This window comes from Paenibacillus sp. FSL W7-1332, from assembly GCF_037969785.1.
GTDB lineage: Bacteria > Bacillota > Bacilli > Paenibacillales > Paenibacillaceae > Paenibacillus_AQ.
This window is the reverse complement of sequence record NZ_CP150209.1, coordinates 6,851,787-6,866,677: the sequence shown is the minus strand read 5'-3', so window position 1 is coordinate 6,866,677 and position 14,891 is coordinate 6,851,787. Positions and strand designations below refer to the sequence as shown.

Annotated in this window: 9 protein-coding genes; 8 read left to right on the top strand and 1 reads right to left on the bottom strand. The window is 51.2% G+C overall.

Annotated elements, in window-relative coordinates:
* The first annotated feature begins 68 nt into the window (after positions 1-68).
* From MKX98_RS31280 to MKX98_RS31260, 5 genes are all read left to right on the top strand, one after another.
* Positions 69-1,571: an S-layer homology domain-containing protein gene (locus tag MKX98_RS31280; RefSeq protein ID WP_339220255.1), complete on the top strand. Its 1,503-nt coding sequence runs from the start codon at positions 69-71 to the stop codon at positions 1,569-1,571.
* A gap of 255 nt (positions 1,572-1,826) precedes the next feature.
* Complete coding sequence (locus MKX98_RS31275; RefSeq protein WP_071219760.1) at positions 1,827-2,036, top strand: hypothetical protein; 210 nt, start codon at positions 1,827-1,829, stop codon at positions 2,034-2,036.
* 250 nt (positions 2,037-2,286) lie between these two features.
* The gene (locus MKX98_RS31270) at positions 2,287-3,363 is read left to right on the top strand and encodes a trypsin-like peptidase domain-containing protein (RefSeq protein WP_220683723.1); all 1,077 of its coding nucleotides are present in this window, start codon (positions 2,287-2,289) and stop codon (positions 3,361-3,363) included.
* Positions 3,363-5,297 (top strand): copper amine oxidase N-terminal domain-containing protein, encoded by a 1,935-nt coding sequence (locus MKX98_RS31265; protein ID WP_339220253.1) that lies wholly within the window; start codon positions 3,363-3,365, stop codon positions 5,295-5,297. The genes MKX98_RS31270 and MKX98_RS31265 overlap by 1 nt, the downstream gene beginning before the upstream one ends.
* Before the next feature lie 307 nt (positions 5,298-5,604).
* On the top strand, positions 5,605-7,563 hold the full coding sequence (locus tag MKX98_RS31260; RefSeq protein WP_339220251.1) for a translation factor GTPase family protein: 1,959 nt from the start codon (positions 5,605-5,607) through the stop codon (positions 7,561-7,563).
* A gap of 337 nt (positions 7,564-7,900) precedes the next feature.
* On the opposite strand, the gene MKX98_RS31255 is transcribed toward MKX98_RS31260, so the two are convergent.
* Positions 7,901-9,109, bottom strand: a complete 1,209-nt coding sequence (locus tag MKX98_RS31255) for an MFS transporter (RefSeq protein ID WP_194539880.1) — start codon at positions 9,107-9,109, stop codon at positions 7,901-7,903.
* Between the two features lie 336 nt (positions 9,110-9,445).
* On the opposite strand from MKX98_RS31255, the gene MKX98_RS31250 reads away from it, so the two are divergent.
* From MKX98_RS31250 to MKX98_RS31240, 3 genes are all read left to right on the top strand, one after another.
* Positions 9,446-9,817 (top strand): hypothetical protein, encoded by a 372-nt coding sequence (locus tag MKX98_RS31250; protein ID WP_194539879.1) that lies wholly within the window; start codon positions 9,446-9,448, stop codon positions 9,815-9,817.
* Positions 9,702-10,799, top strand: a complete 1,098-nt coding sequence (locus MKX98_RS31245; protein ID WP_339220247.1) for a DNA alkylation repair protein — start codon at positions 9,702-9,704, stop codon at positions 10,797-10,799. The genes MKX98_RS31250 and MKX98_RS31245 overlap by 116 nt, the downstream gene beginning before the upstream one ends.
* A 726-nt stretch (positions 10,800-11,525) precedes the next feature.
* Positions 11,526-14,039 carry a U32 family peptidase gene (locus MKX98_RS31240; RefSeq protein ID WP_194539877.1) on the top strand — a complete coding sequence of 838 codons (2,514 nt, stop codon included), beginning with the start codon at positions 11,526-11,528 and terminating at the stop codon, positions 14,037-14,039.
* Positions 14,040-14,891: the final 852 nt, after the last annotated feature.

Genomic DNA, 14,891 nt, shown 5'->3' with positions numbered 1-14,891 from the left:
TCCTCCAATATCTTCGCATTCCAGGATATGGTATGATCTTGATGATTGCGACAAATTGGAGGGATTGTATGAAGAGGATCACCTGTTCCGTTCTGATAGCTCTGGCAGCAAGTGCTTTATACATAAACTCATCCGATAGCGTTCAAGCAGATGATGTTGTACCCGTACCCGTCTCAGATAGGGGGCGCTTCGATGCACAGGAAGCCACTCTCCGGTTAACCGAGGAAGGACTCCATCCCGGTGACGGTAGTGGGGATCTCCATTCGAACGCGGCCATCACCCGGCAGGATTTTGTCATAATGATTGTCAAAGCTCTAAACCTTAGCACGGCTGAACGTCCGGAAGTCGCTACCTTCAAGGATGTACCGAACGATCACTATGCTTTCTCCGCAATCGAAGGTGCGGTTCATGCAGGGCTGGTGAAAGGGGTAGGGAACGGTAGGTTTGGACTTGGACAATCGCTGACACGTCAGGATATGGCTGTGCTGTATCAAAGAGCTCTGCAAGGGATTACTGATAAAGAAAACTCGGACGGGGAAGCCAAGCAGCTGGAGTTATATAAGGGCTCCTTCAGCCCTTATGCTAAGGAAGCTATCGAACTGGCCATGGAGTTAGGTCTCTTTCAGGAATCCGCAGCCGAGGCTTGGAATCCCAAGGGTATCGTTACCCAGGAAGAAGCAGCTTTGGTTACAGCGAAGTGGTTGAAAGCCGTGGGGCACATCGTCTCCAATACTTCGGAGGATGAGGTAGAGACACCACCAGAAAGTCCTCACCCGGTCATCCATGGTATCGTAACCTCATCATCGGGATCAACATCCACAACTCCTTCCGTTCCTGGAACAGCACAGTCCCATACGGGGACAGAGAACTTGGCATCTCAGCCGGATTTGCCGACAACGGCACCAACTGCTCCGACGGATCTGAAATTCCGATATGAGAAGGGGCAGATTCAATTAACCTGGACAGCGAAACAAGGGGAAACCTACAATATCTATTACAGCGAGAAGTCCGGGACGGGTTATACATTATTGTCAGACGGAGCGAATGTGAAGTCAGGCAGTTACGCAACATCCGACGTGCGTTTTCAGGAGACGGCCTACTATGTAGTCGAGGCAGTGAACAGTTTCGGCAAGAGTGGTTATTCTAACGAAGTTTCGAGCCGTCCGAATAAAATATCCGGTCTTCAGGCCATCCTAAATGAGGAAGATGAATCCATTGGTTTAACCTGGACAGATGTGCAGGAAGGCGTAATCTATCATGTATACTACATAGGACCTGACGGAGTACTGTATCGTTTGAATGAGGAACCGTTAGTGAGCCGTGCATATCTTATTCCGAACCGTAATATGTTAGTAGGTCCGTCCGGCCGGTATGCGATCCATGTCGTTGCTGTAAACGAATTGAATGTAAGCAGTGAACCGTCCAATGAGGTTGCGCTGGAGGTCAAGAAGGACCCAGAGGATCGGATTACGATCACAGATCCTTCCGTGGCATTGCCAAGTGAAGACTTGGAGGAGGAAGAGGCAGTAGAGCAGGAATCGACTCCTGAGGAGTATGAGTCACAGGAGTGAACGTTTTCTCGATCCTGACCGCAGTCACTTGGATATACGAAGCAGCCTATGCCTGAATCCATAACGCAAGCTTGATTTAACCTCTGCCGTGATGAAAGTCATGCTAATATCTGAAAATTTGGTTAAAAATGAGAAAATTCTATGACTTTTTTTGATTTTTAGGGGCGGAGGGCTTGCATCTGGACGGGCACATGGATAACATAGAAGAAGATATGTAAATTTGCCCGAGAAGAAACCCACGAGGAGGTACGTTTCATGATCCTTGCAGCAGCATCGGATGCGAGCGCGACATTTAAGACATTTGATATTTTCATGATCCTGTTTACGATTCTGATCTTTGTTGGTGTGGTTCGCTTGTTGATGGCCCGCCAAAAAAATAAATTCGCAATCGCTTTCGGTCTCGTCAGCTTATTTGTGTTCTTGTACTCTGACTATGCCATGATTACAGGATGGTTTAACAATTAGGTTGGCCTAGGCACCTTATGTAAAGCGGCTTCATATGACGAATGTAATGAGTTACATACAAACAAGACGCCCGTCCGCTGTTCGCAGTGTGGAGGCGTCTTTTTGTTTCTTCGGGGAAAAGTTACACGGTCCGCAGGAAAAACGTAAAAGAAATAGGTCTAGAAGCAATGGCTACAAATGGAAAAACATGATAAATTGAGGAGTACAGGTTGGCTGGGTAGAGGATGGAACCGGGGGAGGAACAAACGAATTGAAGAATATACAATGGCAAAAACGATCGGCGGCTGTACTGCTGGGGGCCATCATTATGGCGGGAAGCGGCGATGCGGTTATGCATACAGACATTGCGGCTGCAGCAAGCGCTAAACCCAAGAATACATATGAACAACATGCGGTGCCTCAGGTTATCAGCCGGATGTCGCCATCGGTTGTTGGCATTATCGGAAAGGCCGCACAAGGAAGCAGCGAAGTGGATGACAGATACAACCTGGCGCACGGTACGGGGGTGATCTGGAAGTCAGACGGCTGGATTGTCACCAACGCTCATGTAGTGGACGGGCTTACCGGAATCACGGTCGTGACGTCAGACGGCAAATCCTATAAAGCCAAGGGCGTATACAGCGATCCTATGAGTGATATTGCATTAGTCAAAATAAACGCCAAGTCTCTGAAGCCGGCTAAATTTGCCGCATCCGCGCAAAATGCGCTGGTTGGAGAAACGGTGGTCGCCATAGGTACGCCAATCTCTTTCTCGTTACGAAACTCGGCATCCGTGGGTGTGGTTAGCGGCCTGAACCGGAGCGTCGACGGCTCTTATCGCCTGATTCAAACCGATACCGCCATTAACCCGGGCAACAGCGGAGGGCCGCTCGTCAATCTGAAAGGCGAGGTCATTGGCATCAACAGCAAGAAGTTTGCCGCTGTTGGCATCGAGAATATGGGCTTTTCCATTCCTGCGGAAACGGTCCATTATATTGTGGATCACTTATTGGAATATGGAGAGGTTCGAAGAGCCGGCCTAGGGTTGGAACTGGAAGAAAGCTGGTCCGCCATTGTGGGTCTGCCTTCAGACGATCCATTGACCGTTACGAAGGTGCTGTCCGAGCAAGCCCGAAAAGCTGGAATCCAAGAAGATGACGTGTTATATGCAATTAACGGAAAGCGCATCTATTCCGTCGTTGATATCAACGAACGGTTAAAGCCCTTCATTCCAGGCCAGCAGGTCCAGCTGCTGATGCAGCGGGATGGAGATATTGTAAATGTAAAACTGACGCTCAGCCAGGATGATAATCGAGCTGCTTCGTCAAGCGCTGGGGAGGCCGAGTGATGGTGAAGAGAGAAAGAACGAAGTCAAGCCGGCGTTTGCGGCAGATGACAGCTGGAACCTTATCGGCTTTGATGCTATTCACGTCATTATCCCTTCCCGTATGGGGAGATGACGTTGTGCCGGAGAAGCGTATCCTGACCGTGCAAAGCGGCAGCAGCACAGCTTCGGTCAATGGCACCTCCTATACGATAGCCAAGCCGCAGCTGAAGCAGGGCGTATTGATGGTGCCGCTGGGCGTGTTTAAAAAAGCGTTTGGCAGCGAGATCAAGCTGGAGGGCGAGAACCGGGTTCGACTGCTGCAAGGACCGCATACGGTTGTGCTCGTTATCGACAACAAGACTGCCTGGATTGACGGGAAAAAGGTCCAGCTGCCGGCAGAACCGACGATGGTGTCCGGAACGCTGATGGTACCGCTGCGTCCGGTTGCCACGGGGATTGGAGCCAAGGTAAGCTCCTCCCAAGGCAAGCTATCCATCAGCCTCATGGTCACGGATAAGGAAGAGAAGCATGACGAGGGCGAGATCAACAATACGACCGGGAAGACTCGAATCGGAAATAGCTATTATGAATGGAGTATGAATTATCCTTCCTGGATGATCGTTGGGAGAGGAACGGACGACGAGAGCGGTGCTGCTTTCAACGATGCTACGGGCCGCTATTATCTTGAGGTTCATGCCTCCTCCCAGAAAGTAAAGCTGAGTCCTGACGATCTGTTAGAACGGCTCCTGAATGAACTGAGCGATTCCGGAGATGTTGTGCTTCACCAAGAGACGGTCGCAAGCGGAGCTGTGCCGTATGCCAGAGTCATTTCCCGCGATATCGACGGCGTCCTATGGGAAGGCCGGCAGTATTATGCCAATGACCGCGTCTATGAGCTGTATTTTGCCGATGCGGAAGCGGTTCACTATAAAGATATGGACAAGCACGCGAGCTTGCTGGGTTCTTTCAGAACGACCTATCAGGCGGGGGACAAATCATTAAAAGACGTCTCTTCCATCGTAGGTGGGCTCCGCGAAGCAGGAAATGAAGAATACGGCATATGGTTTGGCATTCCTGCAGGCTGGGAGATCAACAACAAGGATATGTTGTACGGCAGCGAAGGGGAAGGTTATCTGTCCGTCTCGGTGACATCCGTGCCGACAGGGGTTGAGGGCACGCTCGCAGCTTGGGGGCAGCGGCTTAAAGACTGGCTGTCGGAATCCTTCGTCCAGGATTCATACGAATACGTCGGACTTACGCCGGTGGAGATCTCGGGCGTTAAGGGGCAAATTCAAGAGGTGCGGTACAACTTCGGAGATAAATGGGTGACGGAATATGAAGTGATGATCCAGAAGAACGGCTACCGTTATTATCTGGAATATGCGGTACCGGATGGCCAAGAGAAGACGGCTGCCTACTGGAAGAAGGTGCTGGAATCGATCGAGATTGACTATGATGTGGTACCGCAGAACTTCGGCCGCATTGGCGAAGAGGGCTATCTGACCGATAAAACCAAGATGCGGAGCAAAAACTCCGAAACGTACCGCTATCATATCGACATTCCAAAATACTGGGAACCGCTGAATGATCAGTTCGAGCAGGGAACGGTCGAATATGGATTTGCCGGAGGCGGGTTTGAAATTAATGCACAGAAGGATACATCCGCAGACTTCATCGTCAGCAACCTGAAGCGTTATTATAATGAAGCCAGCACGGCTTCAGGGACGACGGTGAAATTACTTGGCGTGGATAACATCACGTTTGCCGGTGTGCCTGCCGTGTCGTTCAAGGTGCATCAGGTGAAGAACGGCGTTGGCTTTACCACCCAGGAGATCGTCTTTGAAAGCGGAAATATCGCGTACACGATTACGACGACGTTGAATGATGCCAATGCGACGGACATGCAGCAAGCCGCTTTGGAGCGTGCGCTGTCCTCGTTCGAGCTGGTGAAGTAGTCCGAAGGATGGAATATAAAACGCATACCACATTTTAGTGAGCAATCATATTTTTGATAACGCGGATAGCTGTCCTGCTGCATCCATAGGGGTGCCGCAGGCAGCTATTTTGGTTTATAGAGGTTGTTCAAAACCTTCTCGGTGCTGAAAATCGACCTTTTGAACACGCACATATAGAGAAAAGGAGCGATTCTCATCCGAAATGATAGAACATATGTGCCGTTCATGCGATCTGATATGGTAAAATTAAATCTGTGAGAGCAATGGATATGTAATTAAACCGGCTTACAGAAGAGGGAATAAGCGGATGAAAAAAACGATAGGCATGTTCGCCCATGTGGATGCAGGAAAAACCACGTTGGCGGAGCAGTTGTTATATATGACCGATACGATTCAGGAGCGCGGCCGCGTGGATCATCAGAGTGCTTTTCTTGATCGACATGACATTGAAAGGGAACGGGGCATCACGGTATTTGCCGATCAGGCCACCATGCATTTTAACGGATCCACTTATTATTTAATCGATACGCCGGGTCACGTCGACTTCTCGCCGGAGATGGAGCGGGCGATTCAAGTCATGGACGCCGCCGTCGTTGTTATAAGTGCCGTGGAAGGTGTCGAAGGGCATACGGAGACGGTATGGCAGTTATTGCGCAAACATGGCGTCCCTACGTTCTTGTTTATTAATAAAATCGACCGGGAAGGCGCGGATGTGGCGCGTGTGTTTGCAGAGATTCGGAGTGAGCTTACCGAAGACGTCTGTATGATCACAGAGGAGGATGTGCTGCACGAAGGCGTAATGAAGTCCTCGGTCATTGAGGCTATCGCGGAGCGAGACGAGAAGCTGCTGGAGCAATATATGGAACAGGGATATGAGGTTTCACGGTGGCTGGATACGATGACCGCGATGATTAGGAAAGGGCAGCTATTCCCCTGTTTCAGCGGATCAGCTCTGCAAAACGTGGGCGTGTCCCATTTCTTGCAGCAGCTGGATCTGCTAACGGTTACGGACTATGATCCCGGGGCTGATTTTACCGGAAGAGTATATAAGATTCGCCATGACGAACAGGGCGCAAGATTGACCTATATCAAGGCCACGGGCGGAACGCTGCGGGTGCGCGACGAAATGACTTATTTTTCCGGAACGGAGACGATCACGGAGAAGGTGACGCATATCCGTTTGATCAATGGGGGTCGCGTGACGAATGTCGATCAGGTGCATGCGGGTGATCTGTTTGTCGTTACGGGTATTTCTTCAGCTGCGGCAGGGGATGGCCTTGGGACTCTGGGGGGTGGCCGGACGGTATATGAGCTTGTACCGACACTGAAGTCGAAGGTGCTATTCGAGCCCTCGATTCATCCCAAGGATATGCTGCGCGAATTCCGTCTGCTCGATGCGGAGGATCCTTCCCTGTCTGTGCAGTGGGATGAGCATGCTCAGGCGATCCATATCCATGTGATGGGGATCATTCAGCTTGAAGTGCTGGAACGCATCGTGTTCGAGCGGTTCGGTTACCGGATCACCTTCGGTGAACCGGAGATTTTGTATAAAGAGACCATAACGGAGCCGGTTGTGGGCTGTGGTCATTTTGAACCGTTGAAGCATTATGCGGAGGTGCACCTCCGGCTGGAGCCTGGGGAGCGGAACAGCGGCATCGTGTTCGCCAATGCTTGTCATCCCGATGTGCTCCCGGTCAATTATCAGCATCTGGTCGCCCAGCATGTCGGCGAGAGGGATCATCACGGGCTGCTTACAGGCTCACCCGTCACGGACATCAAGATTACCCTGCTGAAGGGGCGGGCGCACAACAAGCATACGCACGGCGGGGATTTCAGGGAAGCCACCTACCGTGCGTTACGCCAAGGCCTGGAGAAGGCAGTCAATATGCTCCTGGAGCCTTACTATCACTTCAAGGTAAAGGTGGATGCCGAGTATATCGGACGGTTGATGTCGGATCTGACCCAGGCGAAGGCAAGCTTCGAGCCGCCGGAAACGGCGGGAAACAAAGTGTCGGTCACAGGATCGGCTCCCGTATCGACCATGATGAATTACAGCATGGAATTAGCCGCCTACACGAAGGGAAGAGGTGCGATATCCTTGGTTTACGGCGGATATGGCCGGTGCCATAACGAGGCCGAGGTCATTGAACGTAAAGGATACGATAAAAATGCGGACCCGGAATACAGCTCCTCCTCGATATTTTGTGCGAAGGGAAGCGGATATGCGGTGCCGTGGGATGAAGCGGACCGTCATATGCATGTGTAAAGTGGCGAAGGAGAATAGGCGTGCAGGCAAGATGTGCGCGCTAGTGGAATATTCGCCGATTTCATATTGCTCGTGACAAGTGAATGGTGCAGCAATGAATTGAATGATGTGTAGCGAGGCAGAATGCTGCTGTGAAAGGTAATCATGCGTAAGCGAAGCCGTTATTAGCAGGATTAAATATCAATGACATTAATTATGTAATGGAGTATATAGACAATCGAGCGATTATGTTAACGATGTTGGACTATATAAGCACACCCGATGATTCAATTTAAATCCGTAATGAAATGCACACGCGAGATATGAAATCATCCCGCGTGCGCATCGTAAAGAGGTTTTATGAAGAGAGCGATCCTTTTTCAACAGGCTGCTGTCGCGTTGGCCGCATTGTCCAATAAGTAATGGCGGTCGTAATCAGCATTAACACACCAGTCATCAAGAATACCGAATGAATGTTAAAGATGCCGCTGATCATGCCGCCCGCGAGAGGTCCGGCCATCCCGCCAATTTGGTTGGCTGTCTGGTTGAGGCTGAACGCCCGCCCGCGGAATTCGCTTGGCGTATGTTTGACAACAAGGCCGTTGAGTGCCGGGAATACGGCACAGAAGAAGGCGCCGTAAGCAAAGCGGATGGCCGAGAATGCCCAAATGTTGCTGAACAGGATTTGGGCGAGCGATCCGATTCCGCCGGCAAGCAGACCGATCAGCAGCACCTTTTGGAATCCGATTTTGTCGGATAAGCGTCCCCAGCGGGCCGCAAACAGGATGCTGGCGATCCCGACGATGGAGAACACAAAGCCGGCAATCATCGAGGTATGTGATGAAGAGCCGCCGATTTGAGCGATATACAGCGGCAGTACGGGCTCGATCGTCATGACGGAGAACTGAGTCAGCACCGTAAGCATGAGCACGGTCATCAGCGCCTTGTTATGTCCGGCGACCTTAAACGTGTTTATGACGGAGACGCGCTCTTTGCTGGGTACGAATTTCTCTTCCTTGACCCAGAATATGACAAGCAGCGTGGCTGCGAAGCACAGCATCCCTGCCAATCCGAATGCCATTCGGTTGCTGAACAGGGAGGCCAGGGTGCCTCCGATCATCGGGCCCATGATGCCGCCGGTTGCGGTTGCGGTGGACATCATGGAGAGTGCGTAGCCGACCTTTTTCTCGGGGGTATTGGTGCCTACAATGGCGATTGCACCCGGGATAAAGCCGGAGAGAAGGCCTTGGAGCAGGCGGAGAATCAGCACCTGATACTCATTCGTGACGAACGCCATCAGAATATAGATGACAAAGAGCACCAGCCCCGCGCGGATAATCATCGGTTTGCGTCCATATTTATCCCCGACGGCTCCCCAGAAGGGAGAGGACAAGGCGCCCGCAAAAAAAGCGGAACTGAACAGCAGTCCCGACCACATTTCCGTATGCTTGGTAACGCCGAGCTCAATCAGAAAAAGCGGGAGAAATGGTATGACCATCGAGAAGCTTGATGAAACGATAAATGAGCCGAACCATAGTATCCATAAATTCTTTTTCCAGCTTTCCATGTCTTCTTCATCTCCTGGTGTGCGATTTGTTGTAATCCTTCGAGCTTCGCCTCCTGTCTTTTGAAATGGGATAATGATGTATGTATTACATTTTTAGAGATAGCAAAAGTATGAACTTCGAGACTTGAGTCCTTGTTCGCCGAGAAGCTGCAGGAGTTCCTGCAGGAGAATCCGTAGGTTTACCGTCCTGGAGAAGGCGCTGCGCTTATCTCGAAAGAAAAACTTCCTCTACATGCGGTCTGTCATCTGTGAAGGTACGTCGATAGACGTTTTTCTTGAGAGATAAGAAAGTTGTTCATATATACATTGTGACATCCCAGCAGCGGGAGGCCGGATATGGATAAAGCAAAACGCCCCACTAATTTGGCAAACTGGAATGAACCAGACTGCCGCGCTAAAGCGAAAGGCGTGCAACTTCATCCTACACCACATGTTTTGGATTGGGAAGAGGCGGGGAATGGGGTTGGAGCGGTTGACGGCTCTTTTGGAGATGGGTTGGAACCGCCGGCTTATCGCATAAATAAAGGGCTTTCAGGATTCCATAAGACGTGGATGCAATATCGTAAAAATTATTTTTTTAGGGAGATCTTATATGAGAGAAACGCTGAAGGATCTATATTCAAATACGTTGTTCCAGCAAGTGACCGATCGGTTGAAGGAGGTTTATCCGGCATTCGATTCGAACCGGTTCATGGAGCTGATTCATAATGAAGCCTGGGGACAGGAGGAGTTCAAGCAGCGCATCCGGCATATTACGCTGGCCTTAACGGACACGCTGCCTGCTTCTTACCCGGAAGCTGTTCAGATTCTAAAACAAGTAGCCCCGCATTTTAGAGGCGTGGAATATGTGTTCTTCCCTGACTATGTCGAGGTGAACGGGATGGAGGATCTGGAGACCTCGATGGAGGCTTTGGCGGTATTCACGCGTTCTTCCACGGCGGAGTTTGCGGTTCGGCCTTTTATCATCCAGGATCAGGAACGGATGCTGGCTCAGATGATGACATGGGCACAGTCCGATGACGAGCATTTGCGCCGGTTGGCGAGTGAAGGCTGCAGACCACGCCTGCCTTGGGCACCGCAGCTGCCGGCCCTGATTAAGGATCCGCGTCCGGCGCTCCCGATCCTGGAGCAGTTGAAAGAGGATCCTTCCTTATATGTTAGAAAAAGCGTTGCCAATCACTTGAACGATATCTCCAAGGATCACCCGGAGCTTGTGCTTGAGATCGCCGCTAAATGGTATGGCAAACATCCGTTAACGGATTGGATCGTACGGCATGCGCTGCGTTCGCTGCTGCGGAAGGGGGATATCCGGGCACTGGCCATTTTCGGATATGAGGAGCTTGAAGAGCTGGAGGGACTTGAGGTGCGCGAGCTGCGGATCAAACGTTCCGTGATCGCAATGGGCAATGATCTGGAATTCGCTTTTCAGGTGGTCAACGAAACCGGCTATCCGATGGCGCTCCGCATCGATTATGAGATCGATTATATGAAGGCAAACGGCAAGCTTGCGCCGAAACGCTATAAATGCTCGGACAAGATCTATGCGCCGGGAACCTGGAAGGTGGAGAAGAAGCAGTCATTTAAACCGATCTCCACGCGTCGTTTCTACTCCGGTGATCACCGTCTTCATATTGTTGTGAACGGCAAGCGGTTGGCGAGCATGGATTTTGTGCTGGAGGGTGCGGAGTAAGAGTAGGGGGCATGGTGCAGGACGATGTACTGGCAAACTTGAAGGCAGGTCGTGCACTGGCAAACCTGTGATGAAGGAATCCAGGAACCAGTTGACGGTTGGGGCGATTCCGTTCCAACGTTGTGTACATCGTGCGCACGGTGCGTGCTTCGCGGCATGCTTGGATGGCTATCGACCGCTGAGATGTTAAGGAGGTTCTGACGGATACGGAGATCAACATGCTGTATCCCAGCTCCCTGATAAAGGTAGGGGGAAGTAATCTCCATATGTAAAAGAAAAGAGATAACACTAGCCCCGCACGGATAATCATCTGTTTAGTAGCAGTCGCTGCGGATGATGTGAGGCAAGCCTTCCGATGGGAGGGCTTGTTTATTTTTCTTTTAAAGATGTTATGGCTATGAAGATAACAGGGAGTCAGATCATCACAGGGAGTTTTAACGTCCGTGTCCCCACCAAACTAGATAATGAACCGCAGGCAAGCGAAACCGAGTGTGCTATGCGGATTATGGCAACACTATCAAAAGTGTGGAAATCAAGTTAGCAGGTAGAAGAGAAGCCGGACTTTTGGTAAACTAGATAAGTTGAAAAGCTTTCAAAGTATTTACAAAATCAATTGATATAGATGTCGGATGCCCTGTTCTATGAACATAGAGTATGGCTTGCAGGTTTCAATGAAAGAATAGTAGTACACAGCACGCCGGCTTGAACCGGCCTGGGAGGATATAGATGGACACGAAAGCACTACGAAGAGAAGACGTGGAGCTGCTGGCACCGGCAGGGGATTGGGATTGCATGCGGGCCGCGGTGGCGAATGGGGCGGACGCGATCTTTTTTGGGGTCGAGAAATTTAATGCGCGCGCACGGGCGAACAATTTCCGGATGGACGAGCTGTCCGAGATTATGGCCTTCTTGCACAGTTATGGGGTTAAGGGGTTCCTGACCTTCAATATTCTGGTGTTCGAGAACGAACTGGAGGATGCCAAGGAACTGATCGATGCGTGCGTAGATGCAGGCGTGGATGCGGTGATTGTGCAGGATTTGGGTCTGGTAAAAATGATTCGCGAGATTTCCCCGGACTTCCCGATCCATGGTTCTACGCAAATGACGATTACGTCGCCGGAGGCCGTTGAGTTCACGAAACCGTTCAATATGGAACGTGTCGTACTGGGACGCGAGAACAATCTGAAGCAAATCCAGAAGATCGGGGAGCAGGCGAAGCTTCCAATGGAAGTATTCGTGCATGGTGCGCTATGCGTATCCTATTCGGGCCAATGCCTGACTTCCGAAATGTGGGGCGGTCGTTCCGCCAACCGCGGAGAGTGCGCGCAGGCCTGTCGTCTGCCGTACGATCTGATCGTGGATGGCGAGCAGAAGCCGATGGGTGACGTCGCCTACTTGCTCTCACCAAAAGATCTGGCTGCGATCGATCTGATGCCGGAGCTGATTGAAGCGGGCGTGACCTCGTTCAAGATTGAGGGCCGGTTGAAGACTCCAGAGTACGTGGCTAACGTTGTGAGCAAGTATCGGAAGGCGATCGACCGGTATTTTGACGGCGAAGATGCGAGACCGAGCAAGGAAGAGGTGCGCGAGCTGCAGCAGAGCTTCTCCCGCGGCTTCACGCATGGCTTCCTGGATGGAACGAACAATAAAAAGCTGGTCGAGGGTACGTTCCCGAAAAGCCGCGGTGTGTACCTCGGCCGGGTGGAACAAATTCTGCGTGACGGTGTCGTCTGCAAGCTGGATGCGCCGCTGAAGCGTGGAGATGGTATTGTGTTCGATGCCGGCGACCCAACGAAAAAAGAAGAAGGCGGACGCGTCTACGACGTGCGCCGCAAAGGCGTCAAGCTGGAGGGCGAAGCGCAGGAAGGCTGGATCGTCGATATCGTTCCCGGCCGGAGCGACGTGGACCTGCGCAAGCTGCATGTGGGCGACCGGATCTGGAAGACGAACGATCCGGCGCTGGATAAGCGCCTCCGTCAGACGTACGAGACGGAGAAGCCGTACCGGGTATTCCCGGTACATGTGCGTATCAGCGGACGTCCCGGACAGCCGCTGTCGACCTGGTGGACCGATGTGCAGAAGGGCACGACGGTCCAGGTGGATTCGGAGCTGGAACTGGAGATAGCCCAGAAGCGGCCGCTCAGCCAGGAGATCCTGGAGGAGCAGCTTGGCCGCCTGGGCGGAACGGTGTTCCAGCTCGAGGCACTCGACGTCGACCTGTACGGCGACGTCATCGTGCCGATTCGCGAGCTCAACAGCATCCGCCGCCGTGCGGTGGAGCTGCTCGCTGGCGAGCGGCCGAAGCCGCCTGTGTACGTGAAACGGGCGGTGTCGGTGTATGGCGATGCGGCTGTGCCCGCAGCGCCCGTGGCCCGCGGTGAGGCGAAGCTCACCGCGCTGTGCCGCAGCCTCCCGCAGGTTGAGGCTGCGCTTGAGGCCGGCGTCGAGATGATCTACGCCGACTTCGAGTTCATCAAGCAGTTCCCGGCAGCGGTGGAAGCCGTGCGTGCAGCCGGCAAGCAGATTGCGCTGGCAACGCCGCGCATTCATATGCCGGGCGAGAACGGCTATCACAACAACATCCTGCGCCTCCAGCCGGACGCCGTGCTGGTGCGCAACACCGGTGCGCTGTATTTCTACCTGCGCCACCGGATGGAGAACCCGGGGGCGAAGCATCCCCGGTTGATCGGCGACTTCTCCCTGAACATTGCCAACCACAAGGCGGTTGACCTGTTCCTCGAAGCCGGATGCGACACCGTCACGCCTTCCTATGATCTGAACATCCAGCAGATGGTGGATCTTCTTGGCAAGGCCGACACGTCCAAGATGGAGATCGTCATCCATCAGCATCTGCCGATGTTCCATACGGAGCACTGCGTGTACTGTACGTTCCTCAGCGAAGGAACAGACTTCACGAACTGCGGTCGTCCGTGCGAAGAGAGTCGCGTGTCCCTGCAGGACCGGATCGGCATGTCCCACCCGGTACGGGTCGACGAAGGCTGCCGTAACACCGTGTACAATGCCATCGAGCAATCCGGCGCCGAGTACTTGGCCAACTTCATGGAGCTGGGCGTATCCAGCTACCGCGTGGAGTTCCTCGAGGAAACACCGGAGCAGGTCCACGAGGTCATCGATCTCTACAACCGCGCCCTGCGCGGTGAGATCAGCGGCACCCAGGTGTGGAAGAAGCTGAAGGCGACCAACCAGCTTGGCGTTACGCGGGGGCAGTTGGTGAAGTAAGGGGAAGGGTAACTTCCCAGTTAACTTGCCTCGAATAAATTATTATCGAAGAGTACGCCTTAGCAATAAAATGGGGCGTGCTCTATTTATTATTCCTAGAATTGTTCCCAGGATAAAAGCTTCCAAATACATTTTCAGCTTTTACTATACAAGATTCGCTTGTCTCGCACATTCTTTCTGTCCAATAGAACTTTTCGTAAATACTTTTGAGATGGCTTCTCGAAAAATTCGTGAGATAAAATCGAAACAAAAATAACTGAAATGCAGAAAGTAACAAAAGTTAATCTTGAGGAGAAGTTAATTTCAAAGGAATAAATATCTTTTAGTGTCTTTAAAACGAGTTGCATTGGGTAATGGAGCAAATAGATTGAAAAGGATATTTCCCCGAGATATGTAAGGGGCTTTACTGATAAGATTTTATTAAATAATTTTATCTCAAGAATTATTAATATTCCGAGTGGGAAAATTATAAGAGTATATACTAGTTGCCAGTCTCGTAACACGCCATGACCAAATGTTATTGCGCTTATTGAGAGAAATAAAAATACAGCACTATAAATGGAAATAAACACATGTCGTGTATTCATTTTCCTTATATAGTTATATAATTCATATACTAGGCAACCTACGAAAAAACCCATAAATACCCGACTAGTTTCTTGATTAAGTAAAAAGGTATTTAGACCAGTGAGCTTTATAACTATTCCTAAAATTACAAAGGCTATATACAGCACTAAGTAGTATTTTTTGCTTCCTAGGAAAAAAATAATTAAAAAAATAAGAGATAAGCAATAATCTCAACAGAAAGCGACCACGTTGGAGCATTAAATGAAAAATTGTGCTCGAACCAAC

Bases quoted from the DNA above. Each gene is read 5' to 3' on its own strand.
- MKX98_RS31280 (WP_339220255.1), top strand. From the start codon at position 69: ATGAAGAGGATCACCTGTTCCGTTCTGATAGCTCTGGCAGCAAGTGCT.
- MKX98_RS31275 (WP_071219760.1), top strand. From the start codon at position 1,827: ATGATCCTTGCAGCAGCATCGGATGCGAGCGCGACATTTAAGACATTT.
- MKX98_RS31265 (WP_339220253.1), top strand. From the start codon at position 3,363: ATGGTGAAGAGAGAAAGAACGAAGTCAAGCCGGCGTTTGCGGCAGATG.
- MKX98_RS31260 (WP_339220251.1), top strand. From the start codon at position 5,605: ATGAAAAAAACGATAGGCATGTTCGCCCATGTGGATGCAGGAAAAACC.
- MKX98_RS31255 (WP_194539880.1), bottom strand. From the start codon at position 9,109: ATGGAAAGCTGGAAAAAGAATTTATGGATACTATGGTTCGGCTCATTT.
- MKX98_RS31250 (WP_194539879.1), top strand. From the start codon at position 9,446: ATGGATAAAGCAAAACGCCCCACTAATTTGGCAAACTGGAATGAACCA.
- MKX98_RS31245 (WP_339220247.1), top strand. From the start codon at position 9,702: ATGAGAGAAACGCTGAAGGATCTATATTCAAATACGTTGTTCCAGCAA.
- MKX98_RS31240 (WP_194539877.1), top strand. From the start codon at position 11,526: ATGGACACGAAAGCACTACGAAGAGAAGACGTGGAGCTGCTGGCACCG.